At 42.1% G+C, this 20,048-nt stretch carries 14 protein-coding genes; 7 read left to right on the forward strand and 7 right to left on the reverse strand.

Annotation, left to right across the window (positions count from 1 at the left end):
* Positions 1–14: 14 nt before the first annotated feature.
* From G3O08_RS01050 to G3O08_RS01060, 3 genes are all read left to right on the forward strand, one after another.
* A complete protein-coding gene (locus tag G3O08_RS01050) occupies positions 15–1,946 on the forward strand; it encodes a T9SS type B sorting domain-containing protein (protein WP_163282805.1) in 1,932 nt (643 codons plus the stop codon).
* 533 nt (positions 1,947–2,479) lie between these two features.
* Positions 2,480–3,499: a UDP-glucose 4-epimerase GalE gene (gene galE / locus G3O08_RS01055; protein ID WP_163282806.1), complete on the forward strand. Its 1,020-nt coding sequence runs from the start codon at positions 2,480–2,482 to the stop codon at positions 3,497–3,499.
* Entirely contained in the window at positions 3,496–4,191 is a 696-nt protein-coding gene (locus tag G3O08_RS01060) for an outer membrane beta-barrel protein (protein ID WP_163282807.1), read from the forward strand. The genes galE and G3O08_RS01060 overlap by 4 nt, the downstream gene beginning before the upstream one ends.
* On the opposite strand, the gene G3O08_RS01065 is transcribed toward G3O08_RS01060, so the two are convergent.
* The 4 genes from G3O08_RS01065 to G3O08_RS01080 all read right to left on the reverse strand — a co-directional run bounded on the left by G3O08_RS01065 (position 4,184) and on the right by G3O08_RS01080 (position 8,342).
* Positions 4,184–4,801, reverse strand: coding sequence for a hypothetical protein (locus G3O08_RS01065; protein WP_163282808.1), 618 nt, complete (start codon positions 4,799–4,801; stop codon positions 4,184–4,186). The two genes, G3O08_RS01060 and G3O08_RS01065, sit on opposite strands and share 8 nt — an antisense overlap.
* 4 nt (positions 4,802–4,805) lie before the next feature.
* Complete coding sequence (gene rpoN, locus G3O08_RS01070) at positions 4,806–6,260, reverse strand: RNA polymerase factor sigma-54 (protein WP_163282809.1); 1,455 nt, start codon at positions 6,258–6,260, stop codon at positions 4,806–4,808.
* Between the two features lie 74 nt (positions 6,261–6,334).
* Entirely contained in the window at positions 6,335–6,904 is a 570-nt protein-coding gene (locus tag G3O08_RS01075; RefSeq protein ID WP_163282810.1) for a hypothetical protein, read from the reverse strand.
* Positions 6,897–8,342 carry an aldehyde dehydrogenase gene (locus G3O08_RS01080; protein WP_163282811.1) on the reverse strand — a complete coding sequence of 482 codons (1,446 nt, stop codon included), beginning with the start codon at positions 8,340–8,342 and terminating at the stop codon, positions 6,897–6,899. Before G3O08_RS01080 ends, G3O08_RS01075 begins: the two co-directional genes overlap by 8 nt.
* A 242-nt stretch (positions 8,343–8,584) precedes the next feature.
* Here G3O08_RS01080 and G3O08_RS01085 point away from each other — a divergent pair, with 242 nt between their 5' ends.
* Positions 8,585–10,144: a sensor histidine kinase gene (locus G3O08_RS01085; RefSeq protein ID WP_163282812.1), complete on the forward strand. Its 1,560-nt coding sequence runs from the start codon at positions 8,585–8,587 to the stop codon at positions 10,142–10,144.
* Positions 10,134–10,829 carry a response regulator transcription factor gene (locus tag G3O08_RS01090; RefSeq protein WP_163282813.1) on the forward strand — a complete coding sequence of 232 codons (696 nt, stop codon included), beginning with the start codon at positions 10,134–10,136 and terminating at the stop codon, positions 10,827–10,829. Before G3O08_RS01085 ends, G3O08_RS01090 begins: the two co-directional genes overlap by 11 nt.
* Positions 10,830–10,898: 69 nt before the next feature.
* Here the strand turns inward: G3O08_RS01090 and G3O08_RS01095 are convergent, their stop codons facing one another.
* Positions 10,899–11,687, reverse strand: coding sequence for an SDR family oxidoreductase (locus G3O08_RS01095; protein WP_163282814.1), 789 nt, complete (start codon positions 11,685–11,687; stop codon positions 10,899–10,901).
* A 201-nt stretch (positions 11,688–11,888) separates the two neighbouring features.
* Entirely contained in the window at positions 11,889–13,304 is a 1,416-nt protein-coding gene (locus G3O08_RS01100) for an MATE family efflux transporter (protein ID WP_204336728.1), read from the reverse strand.
* 277 nt (positions 13,305–13,581) lie between these two features.
* On the opposite strand from G3O08_RS01100, the gene G3O08_RS01105 reads away from it, so the two are divergent.
* Positions 13,582–17,301 (forward strand): ATP-binding protein, encoded by a 3,720-nt coding sequence (locus G3O08_RS01105; RefSeq protein ID WP_163282815.1) that lies wholly within the window; start codon positions 13,582–13,584, stop codon positions 17,299–17,301.
* Between the two features lie 16 nt (positions 17,302–17,317).
* Here G3O08_RS01105 and G3O08_RS01110 read toward each other — a convergent pair whose 3' ends face one another.
* Positions 17,318–19,381, reverse strand: coding sequence for a hypothetical protein (locus G3O08_RS01110; protein WP_163282816.1), 2,064 nt, complete (start codon positions 19,379–19,381; stop codon positions 17,318–17,320).
* Between the two features lie 162 nt (positions 19,382–19,543).
* Here G3O08_RS01110 and G3O08_RS01115 point away from each other — a divergent pair, with 162 nt between their 5' ends.
* The gene (locus tag G3O08_RS01115; RefSeq protein WP_163282817.1) at positions 19,544–19,888 is read left to right on the forward strand and encodes a hypothetical protein; all 345 of its coding nucleotides are present in this window, start codon (positions 19,544–19,546) and stop codon (positions 19,886–19,888) included.
* The last annotated feature ends 160 nt before the right edge of the window (positions 19,889–20,048 follow it).

Consider the following 20,048-nt stretch of genomic DNA (forward strand, 5'->3'; position numbering starts at 1 on the left):
TGTAAATTATTTTTATGAAATGGATTCTTTTTTTAGGCGCAACATTTTTTATTCAAATACAAGTTTCGAGTCAAAATCTTTTTCTTGAAGAATGTTTTGTTGGCGGCGTCACAGCTTCGGGAAGAACATCCTTATCCATTACCGATGGTTTCTTTAAATTCAAATGGGAAACGCAGTACACTCTAAAAGATGCCTACGTATTAACCTATCGATACGGTAGACCCTCGCAAATACCTTTTGCTATTGACGGTAATGAATTTCAGTGGGACGAAACTAGTATTATAGGCGAAGAACTCTATGATACTGAATTAATTAAGTTTTTTGCCGTACATGGAAAAAGAGTAACCGACATGGTGAACATTCAGAAGGATTCAGTTTATGTCTATATGGATGGACATGCTCCATTAGGACAACAATTCACTGGATGGTACAGTCTACAATTTCTATTTCTTTACACATCTTCTTCTATAACTGACACGACATGCATTAACATATACACAGCATCTCAAAAGCAAACAGCTATGCAGAAGTATAAATTTGAAAAACCCAATTATCGAGCGAATACTGATGTAGGATTCTCTATTTATTCAGACCGTTTAAACATATATTATGAAGACCGAACGCAAATAGGAATAAATAATGACATTTTGGGAGAAATATGGGGATTTGATGAAACCAATCCTGGAGCCGGAGGTGTAAGAGGTCATTTTTATTATGAAAATGGAGAGTTATTCGGTTTAGATGATGATACAGCCAATACTCAAGTTTACCGCAGTGATGGAATTGCAGTTATCAATGATTATCTAAACGATCAAGAAGAACAAAGCCTTTACTTAAATCCTGTGAATGTTGATAATCCTATATGGGGTGCCAATCCCCACCCAGCCTTTTTCATCGTCTACACTCCAAATTGCAGTCTTCCGCAGGGAGATATGCCCCGCTCTCAATCAACCTGCCGCCGCCAGTCCAGTACTACCGGCCAACCTGATTACACAGAACCCATAGAATTCAGCGCCATACCCGGCTACGACCACTACGCCTGGACACCTGCCGCAGGGCTTAGCGATTCTACAATTGCAAATCCCATTTGCAATGCAGATAGCAGCGGTTGGTACCGAGTCAGGATGTGGAATGATGATGAGAATGGAGCTTGCGCTCAAACAATCCCTGTTTTTCTAACGGTTGGCAAAGTGCCGCGCCCAAGAGGTCTCCAGATAATAGCCAGCACCTGCCCGGCCAACACAGGCAAGATTGTTTTTGGAGGAATGGATGGAAAGGCACCTTTTCAGTACTCTGTCAATAGTGAAACTAAAAACAGTTCCACTTTTGAGAATCTTTCGCCCGGATCATACAACGTTTCTGTGCAAGATGCTTTGGGGTGTAGGTGGGACAGTACGGTAGTGCTTGATGTAAATCCGTTTCAAACAGCGGCTTTTACTGCAAATCCAGATTCAGGTTACTCGCCTCTTAAAGTCGTTTTTCACAACCAAAGTACCAATGCCACAAGCTTTGTCTGGCTTATGGATGGCGAGTCTTTTAGCACTTCACCTAATTATGCCGGCTATACCTTTTCCGATACGGGCACCTTTACCGTCGCACTTATTGCGTATCGCATAGACGCCACATGTACTGATACTGCCTTTGCCACCATTCGGGTAGCAGAAGGACTGAAAATGATTATTCCCAATATCATTACACCCAATAACGATGGCCGCAACGATGCCCTCGTGGTACAAACCGGAGGCGTAGCCATTATGCGCTGGGAAGTGCGCAACCGCTGGGGAAACCTTCTTCAAAGTGGCGAAGCAACTAACCCGCCACCGGCGCTGACTCTCTGGAGCCCTGAAGATAACCAATACCCCGATGGAGTTTATACTGTAATTATTACTGCCAGAGGAAATAGTGGGGAGGTTAAGGATTTTGGGGTGCAGGTTGTTTTGAAATAGTCTCGAGTCGCTAGTCTCTAGTCGTGAGGGAGAATTTTGGGGAGAGAATTGTCTCGAGGGACATTTGTCTTTAGCTCTAAGCCGCAAGCGGTAAGCCACAAGCTTCAAGATGAGCGACATCCTTGAATGAGGCCGCACGAATAGTTTTATGCTAAAGGCTGAATTTGAGCCGAAAGCTATAAGCAGTAAGCCACAAGCTTCAAGATTTGGTTGTAATTCATATCTAAAGTTCAATAACGGAGACCTCTTCCAGCTTCAGGCTTGCAGCTATTCAAACAGCTTCAGGCTTTAAGGGAACAACAAATGGGAAACAACTGCACGGCTTCAGAATTCAAGCTCGTAGATCAATCCTACCACAGGAAGTAATGCGCATGTTACTCTTTGGCACATCTTACAGTCTTGCCTGGGGCTTATGGACTTAAAGCTTGCAGCTAAAAGCTTATAGCTTATAGCTTGCGGCTAGATTTCCTGTCTTCATTCAATTTTTTACAAGTCTTCGCGCCAAACCCTTATATTCGCAGCAAAGGAATAGAATGAAAAAAATTCTCTTGACCGGCGGTGCCGGTTACATTGGGTCTCATATTGCCGTAGCGCTTGTAGATGCAGGGTTTGAACCGATTATCGTCGATAATTTTTCGAATTCTGATCGCTCTGTTATTACTGCAATTGAATCTATTGTAAACAGGAAAATCACCTTTCACGAAGCAGATTGCTGCAAATTTGACTCGATCTTAAAGATTATTAAAGAAGAAAAAACGATAGTCGGAACTATTCATTTAGCGGCATATAAAGCCGTTGGCGAATCTGTAGAACAGCCGCTGAAGTATTACGAAAACAATATTGGCGCAATGACTTCTGTTATTCGCGCTGCCAGCGAATCAGGATTGTCAAATTTTGTTTTCTCTTCCTCTTGCACCGTATATGGCACGCCCGAAATACAGCCGGTTACAGAAGAATCACCCTGGCAGGCCGCTTACAGCCCATATGGATACACCAAGCAGGTTTGTGAGCGCATTATGCATGATTTTCAAATTAGTAAGCCAAATACAAAACAAGTAAGCCTGCGTTATTTCAATCCTATTGGTGCACACCCTTCCGGTAAAATTGGCGAACTACCCCTTGGTAAACCCAATAACCTTGTGCCTTATTTGACGCAAGTTGCCGCTGGAATTCGCGAAAAGCTAACCATTTATGGCGATGACTATAACACCGCCGATGGTACTTGCGTAAGAGACTATATACACGTAGTTGATTTGGCGGCAGCCCACGTAAGCGCTTTAAGGTTTATGATGGAAAACAATACTTCACAACTATCTGTTTTCAATATCGGAACAGGATATGGTGTAAGTGTGAAAGAAATAATTGACCTATTTCAGGAAGTAAATAATATGAAGGTTAATGTTGCATACGGAGCAAGAAGAAAAGGAGATGTAGAGGCAATTTATGCCAATAGTGAGAAAGCCAATAGAGAGCTGGGCTGGAAAGCGGAATATTCTACGAAAGACGCACTGAAACACGCCTGGAACTGGCAACAAAATTTACAGGAGAAATGAAAAAATTTACTCTTTTAGTAGCAATCTTTTTACTCTTTACACCAACGCTATTGGCGCAAGACCAAGAAAAAAAAGAAACCGTAATTGTACGAATTCTCGACCGCCACGACGACAAGCTTGTTTTTGAAATAACCAATGATATGTGGCTCGATTTACCGGCGGGTGTTGAGTTGCGTGGTTTTTCTCCGGGCTTTAAGGGATATTTCTATTCGGATTATACTTTTGGTGCAAATTCGAATGTGAGTTTTGCCTGGGGTTTTGGAATCAGTGCAGACAATGTTCACAGCAATGCCATATTGGTGCAAGAAGAATTTCCAAATGGTGATTTAGGCGAGCAGGAGCTAGTAGCATACCCTGATGATTACGACTATGAGAAAAATAAATTTGTAACCACTTATTTGGAGCTTCCGGTTGAGCTCAGATATATCGCCAAAGGAAGAAGCCCATTTAAAATTGCTGCGGGTTTCAGGCTTGGATACCTTTTATCTGACCACCAAAAAATTATAGATACAGACGGAAAGCGTAAGATTTACGACTTTAATGATGTAACAACCTGGAGATATGGTGTTTCGGCGCGAATAGGTGTCGGAAAAATTCAGGTTACAGGATTTTATTCGCTCGTATCGCTTATTGAAGGGAGCGACTCTGTTATTCCCTTTTCGGTGGGTATTGCACTAACGCCTATCAGATAAAAATCCCGAAATAAACGCAAAAATACATCGTTAGAAATCCCACAGCTGCTCCGCTATAAGATTCTGAAGGTGTGTGAGCTGCGAGTATAAGTCGCGAAGTAATAACCAGCCCTCCGAGCAAAAGCAAAATAGAAAGCAAAACAATATTGCCAAAGCTATGCACCTGAAAAAGTGCAACCACAGCACCTATTAATCCAAAAATACCGGCAGCATGAGCACTTATTTTCCATCTGAAATTGATTATGATAATCAGGAGTAAAACGGCAATATACCCCACGAGAATTGAAAAAAGAGACTCGGGCAGGGCTCCCTTTCGCAGCATATAGTAGCCCAGACCATAAAAGAAAACAGTAGAAATAAAAGGTGCATTTCGCTCTGCCCTGCTTTCCATTTTAAGAGTTCTCACCACTCCATACCATTTAAGGAGTAAGATATTTACCGCAGGAAAAACAATTGTGCTAAAGGCTACAATCAAATAAATAATCTGCATTTGATCGGCCGAAAGGCTGCCATTAATATACCAATCAAACGTATAAGCTACAAATACACAGGCAAGCGGCATAAAAAGCGGGTGCAGAATAGCCGAAATTAGGTGCGCAATTTTCCGCATACGCTTAGAGTTGCTTTCTAAGTCGGGCTACAGAGATATTGAGCTGTTCGCGATATTTGGCAACTGTTCTACGCGCTATTTGATAGCCTTTATCTTTGAGTAGATTTGCGAGTTTTTCATCGGTAAGCGGTTTCTTTTTGCTCTCGCCATCAACGGCATCCTGCAGAATTTTTTTCACCTCACGGGTTGAAACCTCTTCGCCGGTATCTGTTGTGAGCGACTCACTAAAAAAGGTTTTGAGAAGAAAAGTACCATAAGGCGTTTGCACATATTTACTATTTGCCACGCGCGAAATGGTAGAAATATCTAAATGCACAATTTCGGCTATATCTTTCAAGATCATTGGCCTCAGCTTGGTTTCATCGCCCGTAATGAAATACTCTTTCTGAAACTCCATAATAGCATTCATGGTGAGCAAAAGGGTTTGCTGTCGCTGCTTAATAGCATCAATAAACCAACGAGCAGAGTCAATTTTCTGCTTTACAAACATCACTGCTTCCTTCTGCTTCTTATCTTTTGAAGGAGCCTGCTCATAGCCTTTAATCATATGCTTGTACGAGTCGCTTATACGCAAATCAGGTGCATTTCTTCCATTAATGCTAAGCAAAAGATCCTCATCATCGGTAGTAATCACAAAATCTGGTACAACGTGCTGAATAGTTTTTGAAGAATCGCGCATGCTATTCCCGGGTTTCGGGTTTAGCTTTACTATTTCAGAAATAGCAACTTTCAAATCTTCATTATCTACTTCCATCCGTTTGGTAATGCGGTCGTAGTGCTTTTTAGTGAAAGCTTCAAAATATTTATCCAGTATTTCAGTAGCAATTCTGACTGAAGGGTAGGTATTGTCTTTTCGCGCAAGCTGTAGCATAAGGCATTCGCGCAAGTCTCTTGCCCCTACTCCGGCAGGATCAAGGTGTTGCACAATACGAAGCGCCTCTTCGAGTTCTTCCGTAGTTGCCATAATATTTTGAGAAAACGCCAGATCATCAGAGATATTCTCGACTTCGCGACGTAAGTAGCCGTCATCATCCAGATTGCCAATAATGGTTTTGGCGAGCATTTCTTGCTGATCGGTAATATTTCGCCAGGAGAGCTGCTCTTTCAAATGATCTCGAAAAGAAGTGCCGGAAGCAAAAGGAATAGACTTTTCGTCAGTGTCAGATCCCTTGTTGTTAATATTGAGCTTATACGCAGGAGTCTCATCGTCATCTATATAGTCAGAAAAGTCAAATTCTTCCTTTTCATCCGATTTTTCAGATTCTTCTTGGTCATCATTTTGCTCGGTCTCGTCATCCGGATCTTTCTCTGCGCCTTCATCAAGGGCGGGATTCGCCTCAAGCTCTTCCTTGATACGTTGCTCTAGCTCAATAGTAGGCACCTGAAGCAATTTCATCAACTGAATTTGCTGCGGGGATAATTTTTGAAGTAATTTTTGCTGTAAACTCTGCTTTAGCATGGTGATAAAGGTACTGAAAGATGTGAATTATGTACAACTGATAACGAGAGTGAAAGTTCGGAATTATTTTTGAGTTATAGCCGAACCATTATTATTCGCCAGCGATTTTTTAGCCGGTAGCGCCTGCCCTTATACAAAAAGCCTGCCCCACTAATACCGAGAAAAACCGCCGAGAGTGGATAAACTTCTTTGTTTACAATAGGCGTATCTCCCGTATTAAACAGATTGTTGGCAGCCGAAAACAGAAAAAACACCGGAATAACAAAAAGAGTATTCTTTGACAGCGCGTGTATTCCTTCCACTTTTGATCTGTCGGCCAGCGCCCCAACTGTGCGCAAAGGCACTTCAGCGTAGCCATTTACATAAAAAGAAGTATCCGAAAATTGTACAATTGTTCCTTTGTGAAAATCCTTTTCGTCTTTGAGTTTAAACTCTATTTCATCACCAATATAGTATCTAATCCGCTTTTTCGTGCCCGGCTTTTCAAGAAGCAAAAACGGCTCCAAGTTGGTTTCAGCCTGACTATAGCTGTTTGTTGTCGCCAACAGAAATACCAGAATTATTCCAGAGAGTAAAAGGGCGTATGATGTTGCATTTCGCCTACTATGGCATGCGTTTGTACGGCGAATGAAAAGGCTATTCATACTTAATACAAACGTTTTTAGGTTCCGTAAAAAACTTCATTGCTTCAAAACCTCCTTCGCGACCCACTCCTGAATTTTTCACGCCTCCGAAGGGCGTTCTTAAATCTCGCTCGAGCCAGCAGTTTACCCAGACAATTCCCGCATGAATTTCACCCGCAAGTTTATGTGCGCGCTTCAAGTCGCTGGTCCAAATGGTCGATGCCAAACCGTAAACTGTGGCATTCGCTTTTTTAAGGGCGTCTTCATCATTTTTAAACGGCTCTATGGTTACAACAGGGCCAAAAATCTCTTCCTGATTTGTGCGGCAGTTCTGGCTTAGGTTTTCAATTACAGTGGGTTCAATATAATAGCCGCCGCTTAATTCGCCGTCCATAGTTATGCTCTTTCCACCGCAAAGAATCGTTCCACCTTCTTCTTTCGCCAAAGCGATATAGCCCAATATTTTTTCTTTGTGGCCGGCACTTACCACCGCCCCCATTTTCGTTTTATCGAGGCTGGGATCACCCACTTTCATGGCTTTTACTTTTTCTACAAAGGCCGACTTAAATTTATCATAAATAGATTCTTCAATCAAAATACGCGACCCGCAGAGGCAAATCTGGCCTTGATTTGAAAAGGAGCTACGCAAAGTGGTGCGAAGCATATCGTCAAAATCGCAATCGGCGAAAATGAGATTTGGATTTTTCCCGCCCAGCTCAAGTGAAAGCTTTTTAAATCGGGTTCCGGCCACTTCTACAATTTTCTTTCCTGTTTCTGTTCCACCGGTAAACGATATGGCCTTAATGCCTTCTGTTCTGCACATGGCATCGCCTGCTTTTGCGCCAAGACCGTGTACAATATTCAGCACTCCCGCAGGCAAGCCTGCCTCATGAACGGTTTTAGAAAGCAGGTATGCCGTCATTGGGGTAATTTCAGATGGCTTTGCTACGACGGTATTTCCCGCAGCGAGTGCCGGGGCTATTTTCCAGCTAAAAAGGTAGAGCGGCAAGTTCCAGGGCGATATACATCCTACAACTCCAAGCGGCCTTCGCAGCGTATAGTTTATTCCCAGTCCTTCGGTGTAATGGCTTTCGCTGGCAAATTGTGTAGCCGCTGCCGCGAAAAACTCAAAATTGCTTACCGCCCGCGGAATATCGACAGCGCGCGCAAGAGATATAGGTTTTCCATTGTCTTTCGATTCAGCGGCAGCGTAGGCTTCCAGATTATCTGAAATGCCTTTGGCGATTTTCATCAAATAATGAAAACGATCAGAAGCAGACATGCCTGCCCAGGCGGGGAAAGCGGATTCAGCTGCTTGGTATGCCGCTTCTATATCGCTGGCATCACTGTCAGGTATATGGCTGTAAACCTCGCCATTAGAAGGATTATAATTGTCTATCCAGCCTTTTGATTGAGCCGGAAGGAATGTACCATTTATGTAATTTAAGATTTGTTCCATTTGCGGTAAATTTCGGCAATATTGCCAATATAGCAACTTTGATTTCAGATTTATGATTTATGATTTATGATTTCAGATTTACTATTGGGACGCACCAAGTTCATTCTTTGGAACCTGATGATACGTTTAACTGGTTTAGAAATTCGCGAATTAGCTCACAAACGTTAAGGATAACGGGCTTTTGTTAAATTAGGTTAAGCACTCTATGCAAGCCAGTTTAGCGGACTTAACTTTGTTTCAACTTGAAGAAATCATTTATTACAGGACTTATATTTCTCATCACGTTTTCACTGGTGGGGCTTTTTGCCATCCAGATATTTTGGATCAAAAATTCTGTTGCCTTGCGTGATGCCCAGTTTAGACGAAATGTAAAGGTTTCACTCGCAGAATTAAACAGGTTGCTCGAATACGAAGAGCAGTTAAGTCGCCTGCAAAAACACGAGTTTGGTCGAAAAATATACTTTCAGTATGACAGTTTGAGGTCAGTTCCTGCATTACGAAATTCTCAAGATGACAAAAATTCTATTTCTGATGATATTTACGATTCTGCCTCATCGCAACAGAACGCAGACCTTTCAAGAACTCAAAAAAGTGTTTTAGACTCACAGAGAATTGACAATTTTTTCAAAGAAGAGCAAGAAGCTGTTGAAGACGCCCTTCGAAAGGATAATAGACTGGCTCCCTACGAAATAAAAGAAATTGCCCAGCTCATTTTGGATTTATCATCTGTAGAAGCCGGATCTGATTTTTTGAGTGCTTACGGGGTAAATGATATTGATTCGCTACTTGCATTTACGCTAAAAGAAGTGGGCGGCATCACTACCGATTTTGAATTTGGGATTTTCGACGTGTATAATATGCCCCAGCTCATTCCCGAAAGGAGTGAATCCCACATTAACAAGCTACTTGATGAAGGATATAAAGCACGATTATTGCCCGCCGACTATATTACACCCACCACCTATTTACATCTTTGGTTTCCCAATCAAGAAAGCTATTTATTAAAAACGCTGTGGCCACTTTTGCTCTCTTCGGGGCTGTTCATGGTTACTATCGTTCTGGCTTTCGGTTACACTATACGTACTATTTTACGTCAGAAAAAAGTATCTGATATTAAAAATGACTTTATAAATAATATAACGCACGAATTAAAAACCCCAATATCCACAATATCTTTAGCCTGTGAGGCGTTAGCAGATCCTACCATGTCGGCATCGCCTGTGAAGGTGAGCAAATTTGTGAAAATGATAAAAGATGAGAACAAACGCCTTGGAGTATTGGTAGAAAGCGTGTTACGCAGCGCTGTACTAGACAGAAGTGAGGTTGAAATGTCTCGCGATTCTATTAACCTCCACGAAATAATAGAAATGGCCATCCAAAATATTGAATTACAGGCCAAAAGCAGAGGGGGCAGGATTGAGAAATCTTTAAAAGCAGATATTGCTGATATTGTCGGTGACAAAATTCATTTAACAAACGTGGTATTCAATTTGCTTGATAATGCCGTAAAATATAGTGGCGAGACACCAAGAATAATAGTTTCTACGCACAATTCCGATGCTTCCATTGTTATAGAAGTATCAGACAGTGGAATTGGCATAAAAAAAGAAGACCAAAAACGCATATTTGATAAACTGTTTCGGGTACCTACCGGAAACGTTCACAATATTAAAGGATTCGGGTTGGGCCTTAGCTACGTGAAAGCGATTGTAGAAAAGCATCACGGAACGGTTACGGTTCAGAGCGAATTTGGAAAAGGAAGCACATTCACCATACAACTACCATTTAATTATGAACTCTAAAGTACGCATATTACTCGCCGAAGATGACCCAAATTTGGGTACACTTCTACAAGAATATCTTGAAGCCAAAGAATTTGAAACGGTGCTTTGCACTGATGGCGACAAAGCATTCAAAACATTTTCGAAGCAACAATTCGACTTTGTGATTTTGGATGTGATGATGCCCGTAAAGGATGGATTTACAGTGGCCAAAGAGATAAGAACGATAAACAAGAAAATTCCTATTGTTTTTCTTACGGCCAAATCGATGAAGGAAGATACCCTGAAAGGTTTTAACATCGGTGCCGACGATTACATTACCAAACCATTCTCTATGGAAGAGCTACTGGTAAGGGTAAATGCCATTTTGCGCCGCACAGATCAAGCGCAGATGGAAAGTGAAGAAAAGCACGTTTTTGAAATTGGTGATTTTGCATTTGATTACGATCGCCAAATTCTGAAGCATGGTAAAAATGAAACCAAGCTTACAACGAAAGAAAACGAGCTGCTATACCTTCTTACCCTCAATAAAAACGGAGTGCTGGAACGAAACTATGCGCTGAACGCCATTTGGGGTGATGACAATTACTTCAATGGACGCAGCATGGATGTTTATATCGCCAAATTGCGAAAGCACTTAAGACCCGATTCCACTATTGAGATTATCAATATCCATGGGAAAGGTTTCAAATTGCTCGTAGATTAAACAGCATTTGTCTATCCCATACGGGCTTCAAATGTCAAAAGTCTGCTGACTGCTGATTTGATGCAGCGTCTATAAACTTTTTGTTCTGCCTCCATCTACCGGAAGGTTAATTCCGCTGATGTAAGAGGCCGCAGGACTTGCCAGAAAACAAATACCATTAGCTACTTCAGTGGGTTGCCCTACTCGCTGAAGTGGCGCGGCATTACCCATATCGCTTAAAACTTCATCTACAGATTTTCCTGTTTCTGAAGATTTCTTTTCTGCAATGGAGTCTAGCCTGGCTGTGGCAGTAGCCCCCGGAAGCACATTGTTAACCGTTATTCCAAAAGGCCCTAACTCCATAGAAAGAGTTTTGCTCCAATTGGCAACGGCTCCTCGAATGGTATTAGATACGCCAAGATTTGGAAGGGGCTGCTTTACCGAAGTAGAAATAACATTGATTATTCGCCCATATCCCGATTTTTTCATCCCATCAACCAAAAGACTAGTAATGATGTGATTGCAAATCAAGTGCATATCAAAAGCCTTTTTGAATTCATCAACCCCGGCATCAATTGCTTTTCCGGCAGGCGGTCCTCCCGTATTGTTTACCAAAATATTTATTTGCGGATGCCTTACAAGCATTTTCTCAACCGCGCTTTTTACTTCTTCCGGGTTAGAAAAATCAGCTACAATATAGTCATGACCCGCATCTGCGATTGCTTTTAAGTCGTTAACTGCACTTTTTAGTTTCTCTTCATTTCGCGCAAGCAGAATTACTTTTGCACCCATTTTGGCAAGTTCTTCCGCAGTAGCTTTCCCTATGCCTTGCGTACTTCCAGATACAAGAGCCACTTTTCCTTTTAATGATATGTTCATATTATTTTTGTTTTTTAAAAATTCTATTCTAAATCCCCCTGTTTAACCTATCCATTTTCAGCAATAACCCGGTAGTGTTTGCAAAGAAGCAAAAATAAAGATCGCGATAGTCCGAATGCAAATATAAGAGTAGTCTACAACGAAATTTCCAGTCAAGCCAAAAATGCTCGCTTTACCAAATCCTTTTTCACTTTCGCGAATTTATCCGGCAATCCATTCCGGGTCATGTGGTTTCAGTCTTTTTTTCCAATAACCCATTTTGTAATAGGCAAAACCTGTAGCTGCAGCAATTAAGTTTGAAATGGGAAAAGACCAATAAATTCCAGCAGGGCCTAACCCGGTTTTATGTGAAAGCATAAAGGCAAGAGGAAAGCGGATAATCCAAAGGCTAAAAACCGAGAGCATCATAGAGGCCTTGGTAAATCCGGCGCCATTAAAAACACCATTCATAACCTGTTGTACGCCGAGAAGGCCAAAACTCGGTGCCATTATTTTAATAAACAGCGCCCCGCCTTTTATTACTTCAGGATCATCCGGGACGAAAAAAGCGATTATTCCTTCAGCGAAAATGAAGAAAATAATACCAACGGCCGTAAGTCCGAAGAAGGCAATTCCTGAGCTTAAATTTCCAATTTTTTCGGCGCGCTTTAATTGCTTCGCGCCAATATTTTGTCCCACGAGACTGGTTGTGGCTATCGAAAATCCCAATGCCGGAATAATCACAAGGCTCAAAATGCGCGCTCCCACTCCATACGCCGCCACCATTTCGCTACCAAAACCGGTTACAAGCATTACCATAACGGTCATTGCACCTGCGCGCGTCGACTGATCGAGCCCGGCGGGCAGCCCAAGTTCGAAGAGCCTCTTGGTCCATTTGAAATCAAATTTCATTTGCGAAAAGTGAATGCGGATGCCTTTTTTTCCGCGAAACAATACAAGTATACCTACAAGGGCAGAAAGTGCCTGGGTAAAAATGCTCGCCACTGCTGCCCCAGCTACGCCATAACCGGGAATAGGCCCATATCCAAAAATAAAAAGCGGGTCGAGCAGGAGATTTAAAAACACCGTTCCCAAAACAATGAACATCGGGAAAATGACATTCCCTATGCCGCGCATAAGCGACTGAAAGACAAAGAATAAAAACAGAAAAACAAATCCCAGAGAGGATACCTGAAAGTATGTAACCGAATCAGCATAAATCTCTGGCCCGGCGCCAACGAGAGTCATCATTGGGCCGGCGGCAAAAAACCCAAGTGCAGCAAGAAAAATGGAAATGAAAAAAACAACGAAAACCGTTTGCGACGAGCTGTAATCAACCATTTTTTGATTTCCGGCTCCCTTATATTGCGACACAAGCACCGTTCCCGCAAGGGTAAGCCCACCACCGAGGGCGAGGATTAAAAACAAAATTGGAAAGCTAAGACTCACCGCAGCCACCGCATTGGCTCCAAGCCGACCCAGCCAAAATGTATCAATAAGCTGATACATGGTTTGCAAAATATTGGCCATAATGATTGGAAAAGCCAGGCTTGTAAGCGATCGCAGAATTTTGCCTTCAGTATATTTATTGGTTTTTATCTGATTGGAATGTCCTGGTTTAACCGACTTTTTAGCCATCTCTGATTTGACAATTAAAAGCTGCAAAGGTACAGGTTTGAAATTTTAAAATGTTCGCAATTGGCAAAGCTTAGAACCAGTTGTAATAAAATGATACAGCCCTTCAGCCTCGCGCTTTCATTTTGCGAGGTGGGATCTACCGTTGCAGATCTGGGCATTAAATCTGAAATCAACATTCTAAAATCTGAAATCAAAAGGTTTCCAAAAAAACACGACCTTCAAGCCCTTAAACAGCCATTTTTAATTTGGCTCGTTTTCTGATAGGTTTTTGCGATTTATGAAGTTTTCTCTTAGGCGTAGCATCTTTATTTTCATAGCCGGAATCTTACTGATTCTCAGCGCCCGATTTGCCGCCGACTTGTTTAATCAGCGCATTGATAAAATAGGTCAGAGCAAAGTTTTTGCTAAAGAGCTTGACAGAAAAGCAAGACTCGCCATAGATGTAATAGAAGACTTGCGGCATCAAATTCGCAAAAAAGGAGCAAAGAGAACTCAGCTAAATAACGATCCCTTTTTTCTGGAACTCTATGAAAAAGAGGGGATTGTAATTGCTGTTTATCGCAACGATGAGCTGGCGCTGTGGTCGTATAATTCCATATCGCCGGTAAGCCTTTTGCGTGCTGCATCAAATGGTACAGAGATTTACAAATTTGACAATGGCTGGTACCGCATTTTATACCTCACAAATGGTGTGGACGAATACTGCGCGGCCATTTTACTCAAAAATGCCTTTCCTTACGAGAATAGCTATTTGGATAATAGCTTTCAAAAAGATTTTAAACAGACCTCTCTTGTCGATATCAGTAATAGATCGAAGCCCGGCAGTGTTAAGCTCAAAGCCGATCATCAATCTTTTTACCTCATTTTTGACGAGTCGGCAGATATGGGCGCTGTCCGGCAGCTAATCTATATTTTATTCAGCATTTTGGGCGGGTTGGCTTTATTGGTTGCGCTTTCTTCTCTGGTCTTACGCTTCGTAAAACGGATACCTCCGTGGCCTCTATTTGCTGCTTATGCTCTGGTTGTCTTCGGGTTGCGCTACATAAGCCTTTTGGCAGGCTGGCCCTCTTACATTACAGCACTAAATCTTTTTAGCCCAACGGTATATGCTTCGTCAGCGATATTCCCGTCCCTTATCGACTTTTGCATCAATATTGTTTTGCTCTTAATTGTAGCATCAATAGGCCGGTACGCTATTATCCCAAACACCAGAAAAAGAAGTCTTCCGGCATCAATAGCCATTTTTAGTCTTCTTATTTCCTTGCTTTTGCTTTACAGCGGATGGATAAATTATATTGAAAAAGGGCTCGTCTTAAACTCAAATATCCCCTTCGATATCAACAATATTGTAGGTTTAAATCTATTTAGCTTTCTCAGCATTTTCGGTTCGGCCATACTCTATTCCTCCCTTTATCTATTGGCTGATGGTGCCATGAAGTTTTCAAACCGATCGGGAATTAAAAAGGAGTATTCCATTTTGATTATTGTCACGGTTACCCTGGTTTCAATTCTGATTCAGCATTTTATGGGTATTCGCGACTTAATTTTTGTGCTTTGGCCGCCTGCATTGTTACTTGTGCTTTCCTACTATCGTTTTAACAGATTACAATCGCGCACAAATCTTTTAAAACTCATTTTTACTGTGGTGTTCTTTGCGGGAATTGCTTCTCACAATTTCATTAAGTACGCGCACTCGCGGGAGCACGCCCAAAGACAAATTTTGGCCGATAAGCTTTCTGTTGATGATGACCCTGTAGCAGAATTGCTTTATTCTGATCTGGCCGTTCACCTTGTAAAAGACAAGGGTGTAAGAAGAGTTTTTGAAGAAAACGAACTTCACACCCGCGAAACCCTCGAAGATTACGTTTTATCACGCTATTTCACTGGATACTGGGGCAAGTACAATATTAAGATGTACGCTTTTCTGGGCGACAGTACAACGTGGGGAAAAATTCCGGCTGTACGCCCTTTTACCTTTCGGGAAATAGAGCAGCGCATAGAGAAGTACGGTGAGCCATCGCCAATGAACCCACAGTTGTATTACATGTATAACTCAGACGATTATACAACATATATGGCCGTATTGCCACTTCACTATAGCCTTTCAACAAAGCCCGATGGTTTCTTTGTTTTTGAAATGTCGTCAAAGCTTTTTCCTCAGCAACTTGGGTTTCCTTCCTTGCTTATCGACCAAAGTTCAAGAGCCAATACAGAAGCCATTCCATATGCCAGCTCGCGCTATGTGGGCAAGCGATTGATTAGCAGTCGTGGAGACTATCCATTTCAATCTCATCCCGGCTCTTTTGGCAATGTAAAAGAGGGCAAGGAATATGTTGTAAAACGGGGCTATGAACATTTAGTTACCCGCGTGGATCACAGCACTATTGTGGTTCTTTCAAAACCACTGCTCAGTCCGCTTGATAAGGCTACCACATTTAGCTACTTATGTGTGATTTTCGGTATCGTCCTTTCTTTGGGCCTCGTTATTCGGGCTATGATTTTAAAGCGCCAGCCGCTAAATCTCAACCTCAACCAAAAAATACAGGCCCTTCTTATTATCCTTACACTCACCAGTTTATTCTTATTTGCATTTGCCACCAAATACTATATCGAGCAAAAATACAGCGAGAAAAACCGTAGACAGATCAGTGAAAAAATGCAATCTATCTTGCTTGAAGTGAAGAGCAAAATGGGAGAAGAAGAGAGCCTCAATTACGATATGTCTGACTTGTTAAACAGGATGCTCTCACAGTTTTCGTATATCTTCTTTACTGATATAAACATTTATTCGCCCGAAGGTAACCTTTTGGCATCAAGTCAAATGCGGATGTTTAACGAGGGTCTGCTTTCGCGAAAAATTAATCCCGAAGCTTATGCGCATATTAGCTATCTCGACGAAGTAGAATATGTGCACGAAGAGAAAATCGGCGATCTGACTTATATTTCGGGTTATACGCCATTTTACAACGATCGAGGAGTATTACTGGCTTATATTAACCTGCCCTACTTTGCCAAACAAACTGAACTCGAAAACGAGATTTCAAACTTCCTGGTTTCGGTTATCAATATTTTCGTCTTGCTCTTCCTGCTCTCCATACTTCTAGGGCTTTTTATTTCACAATGGATTACAGCTCCTCTCCGCGCCATTCGCGAAAGCCTTGCAGGAATAGAATTGGGAAAAACCAACAGGCTTATTGGTTATAAAGGCTCTGACGAGATAGGCCGCCTGGTGCAGGAGTACAACATAAAAGTAGCTGAATTGGAGCACAATGCCGAAAAGCTGGCGCAGAGCGAGCGTGAAAGTGCCTGGCGCGAGATGGCCAAACAAGTAGCCCACGAAATTAAAAATCCGCTTACGCCAATGAAGCTGAATATACAGCATTTGGAGCGGTCAATTGAACGAACAGGTACCGTAGATGTGGAGCAGATAAAGCGCCTGGCAGCAAACCTTATTGAGCAGATTGACGCCCTCAGTACAATTGCAAACGCCTTCTCAAATTTTGCCCGAATGCCACAGGCCACAATGGAAGAAATAGAGCTCGCACAACTGCTGAACAACGCCGCCAATCTTTACGACAACTTTGACAATGTGCATTTTATAAATCATATTCCAAAGGATGCCGACACGAGAATTATGGCCGATAGAAAGCAATTGCTACGGGTATTTAACAACCTGATTAAAAACGCAATACAAGCTGTTGACAGTATTGAAAAAGGATTTGTAGAAATCACCCTCAAACGAGATAGCGGAGGATTTTTGACTGAGATTAAAGATAACGGGAGCGGCATTAAAAAAGAAGATTTTAGCAAGATTTTTGTTCCAAACTTTACTACTAAATCACGCGGTATGGGACTGGGGTTGGCTATGTCAAAAAACATTGTGGAGTATTCGAGTGGCAAAATAGGATTTGAAAGTGCAGAAGGCGTGGGCAGCATTTTTTACGTGTGGCTGCCTGAGGGTAGTGACGAAAGAGATTCCCGAAATGTAGATAGCTAACTTTTGTTCGAAATTCTCAACCTATTCGCACCACACCGGTTCTATCGGTTTTCACTTTTCCCTTACCTCGTTTTATTGCTCCGTTTTTTAGAATTAGCTCGGAACCATTCTCCACATAAATTCTTGCTTTTTTGTTGATTGTAAGCGTTCCCCCGGACTCAATTATGAGTTTACTATTTGCCTTGAGCGTAATGCGACCTTCTACCACCAGCTCTGCTCCCGACTTTACGATCATCGTAGTAGGATCGGTAAAATAGGTTTTACCGTTTACGGTATCCGGATTGTCAAAACGGGTCATTGTTTCGCCAATATCGAATGTTAAATGTTCCTTCACAATCAGGTCAGGCCCTTCTACAATGTGGTTATTGAGCACTATTTCGGGAGCACACCAACGGCGATTTTGGTCGACAATATTGTCGTCAAAGCGTACCTCTACTATCAGGCTGGCATCGGGCAGCGTCTGCAATATCTCTACGCTCAATCCATTTATATAAATCTTGCGATTGTTTTGCTCATCCTCTTTTGCCGGTCTTCGCGTATTTACTAGCGTCAGCATATTTGCCGATGATGGATTTGTGCCCACTCCCAGGCGTTTATTTCCGCTTTCGCGAAAGCCGTGACGTGGGTTTCCATTCATTGAAATTCTCTCATACACATCGCCCATGCGACGGTGAGCAGCTATGCGCATAGTTTCTGAGTTTAGAATCGTATCAGCATTGGTGTAATATTGGGGAAATTCCTGGGCGTGATTTCCCGTAAAGGGATTTTCAAAATCGGGATCGTAATAATAAGGAATGTATGCCACGTGATTTATACACGGCTCGAGTAGCAAAGGGTCGGCTTCCCATTTAAAATCATAATTCCCATCAGCTATTACCGATCTCAGGTAATCGGCATTTACATTTCTGTAGATGTTTTTGCCTTCACGCGTGTTTGCATCTGCCTGCACGTGCATGTATAGGCCTGGGCGCGCCGGAGTAATACATTCATGATCTTGATACTGAAAAACGTCAAAGTCTGATCCGTTTAATCCGATCGTTTTGTGATTTTCTATCCAGAGCCACTGCTGAAATTCTGAGTCTGGAATAAAGGGAAGCTTGATGCGCAATACATCGCCATCGGTTTCAAAATCGCGGAGCAAAAAAATGCCTCCTCCTGTTTCGCGACCTATATCGCCGTTTACTTCCAGGTTGTTTTCATCTCTTGCGCTGATTAAAAAATCGTTGCCCGGCTTTTGCCAGCCCAGCCAATATCGATCCCATCCCGAGCAGGTTAGCAGGCTGCTATGCGAAGCCCCCATCATGCTCCAGCCGCCTTGTAGAAAAGTGAAATAACTTTTAAACCCGGCGGAATTTCCACCACCCGCATGAAAATTATTTCCGCCAATAAGCAAATGATTGAGCTCGTGACGCAAAATGCCAAATGGAAAACCATGCCCCCCGGCAAAAATAGAGTAAGTATCTGTGCGCTTCCCATTTATAAATCCCATGCTGCTGCCCGAGGCCATGCCATTGTCTTTTGGAATCTTATGAAAGTTTCTGGTAAAAATCATAACATGGTCAAGTCCTTCAAATGCTTCTCCCGATTTTTCCTTCACACTTCCAAGTTTTGACGAATCCTTCCAGAGGTCAAATTGCTTTAAGTCAAGTCCGCTGTTTGAGCGGAGATTTGTATCGGCGGCTATAATTTTCGCCAATTCCTTAACGAGTGTATAGTTGTTTGCCTTGCCCATTTCCGACATTTTAACGCGGTATAGTTTAGGGAGATAGTCTCCGAGCACAATTAAATTCCCAAGAGATGATTCATTGTAATACCGAGTCATTATTCCAACCGGTTTTTCTTGCCAATCGGTATCGAAAATACTATCGGCATAAGCAGGCAGGCCGCCATCTGGCCATTTTTCTGTGCCTTCTGGTAAATCTTCGAGCTTTGAATCTGTATCGTAATCAACCTCTACGAATACAACGAGGATTCTAAGGGTATCTTTAGTAGTCAGATACCAACCATTTGTACTGTTTTGTTGTGCTGCAGCAAAAAACGATTGGATGAGTAGCACTGCGAAAAGGATTTTTTGAATCATGTTTTAAAGGTAGGGATTTGCTATTAGAAAGAGAATGAAATAGCTTTTAGCCAAAGATTGTGCCGAATCGATTTGAGGTGACTGAAGACGAAATGAATGAGGTGTCCGAAATTTTCTATTTTTACTGATTCGAATCAATTGCGAACCTTTAAAAATTTTCAAATGCAAGATTCACTTCCTCTTCCCGGCAGTGGTTCCAGTCCCTTTCAAGGACTTCACTCTGTTGTAATCTGGTTTGACTATGGACTTGATGACGACGCTAGTTTTTATTCGCTATCGCTTGAATTAGCCACCCTTCTGGAAAATAGCAAAATTGGAATTTACGACGGCCACGAAATGGCAATGGACAATAGTGATGGCTCCTATTATATGTATGGTCCAAATGCTGAAATGCTTTTTAAAGCGGTATTGCCTACGCTGAAAAAATATAATTTTATGGAAGGTGCGAGGGCTGTGCTGCGATTTGGTGATGGAGAGGAAAGTGGTAGGATTGAGGTTGAAGTTTGAGACAAAATGTGAAATAATTCTAACCGCTCAAAAGCAAGAAAAACCATTGTATTAGGTATACTTTAAGTAGGATGATTCACAGTCTATCCAAAAAAATTAGACACACCCTTCATTTTAATAGATTGACCGTTGTTAATCACTCGACGGAAATTAAAACTAA

Source organism: Cryomorpha ignava (assembly GCF_010686655.1).
Lineage (GTDB): Bacteria > Bacteroidota > Bacteroidia > Flavobacteriales_D > Cryomorphaceae > Cryomorpha > Cryomorpha ignava.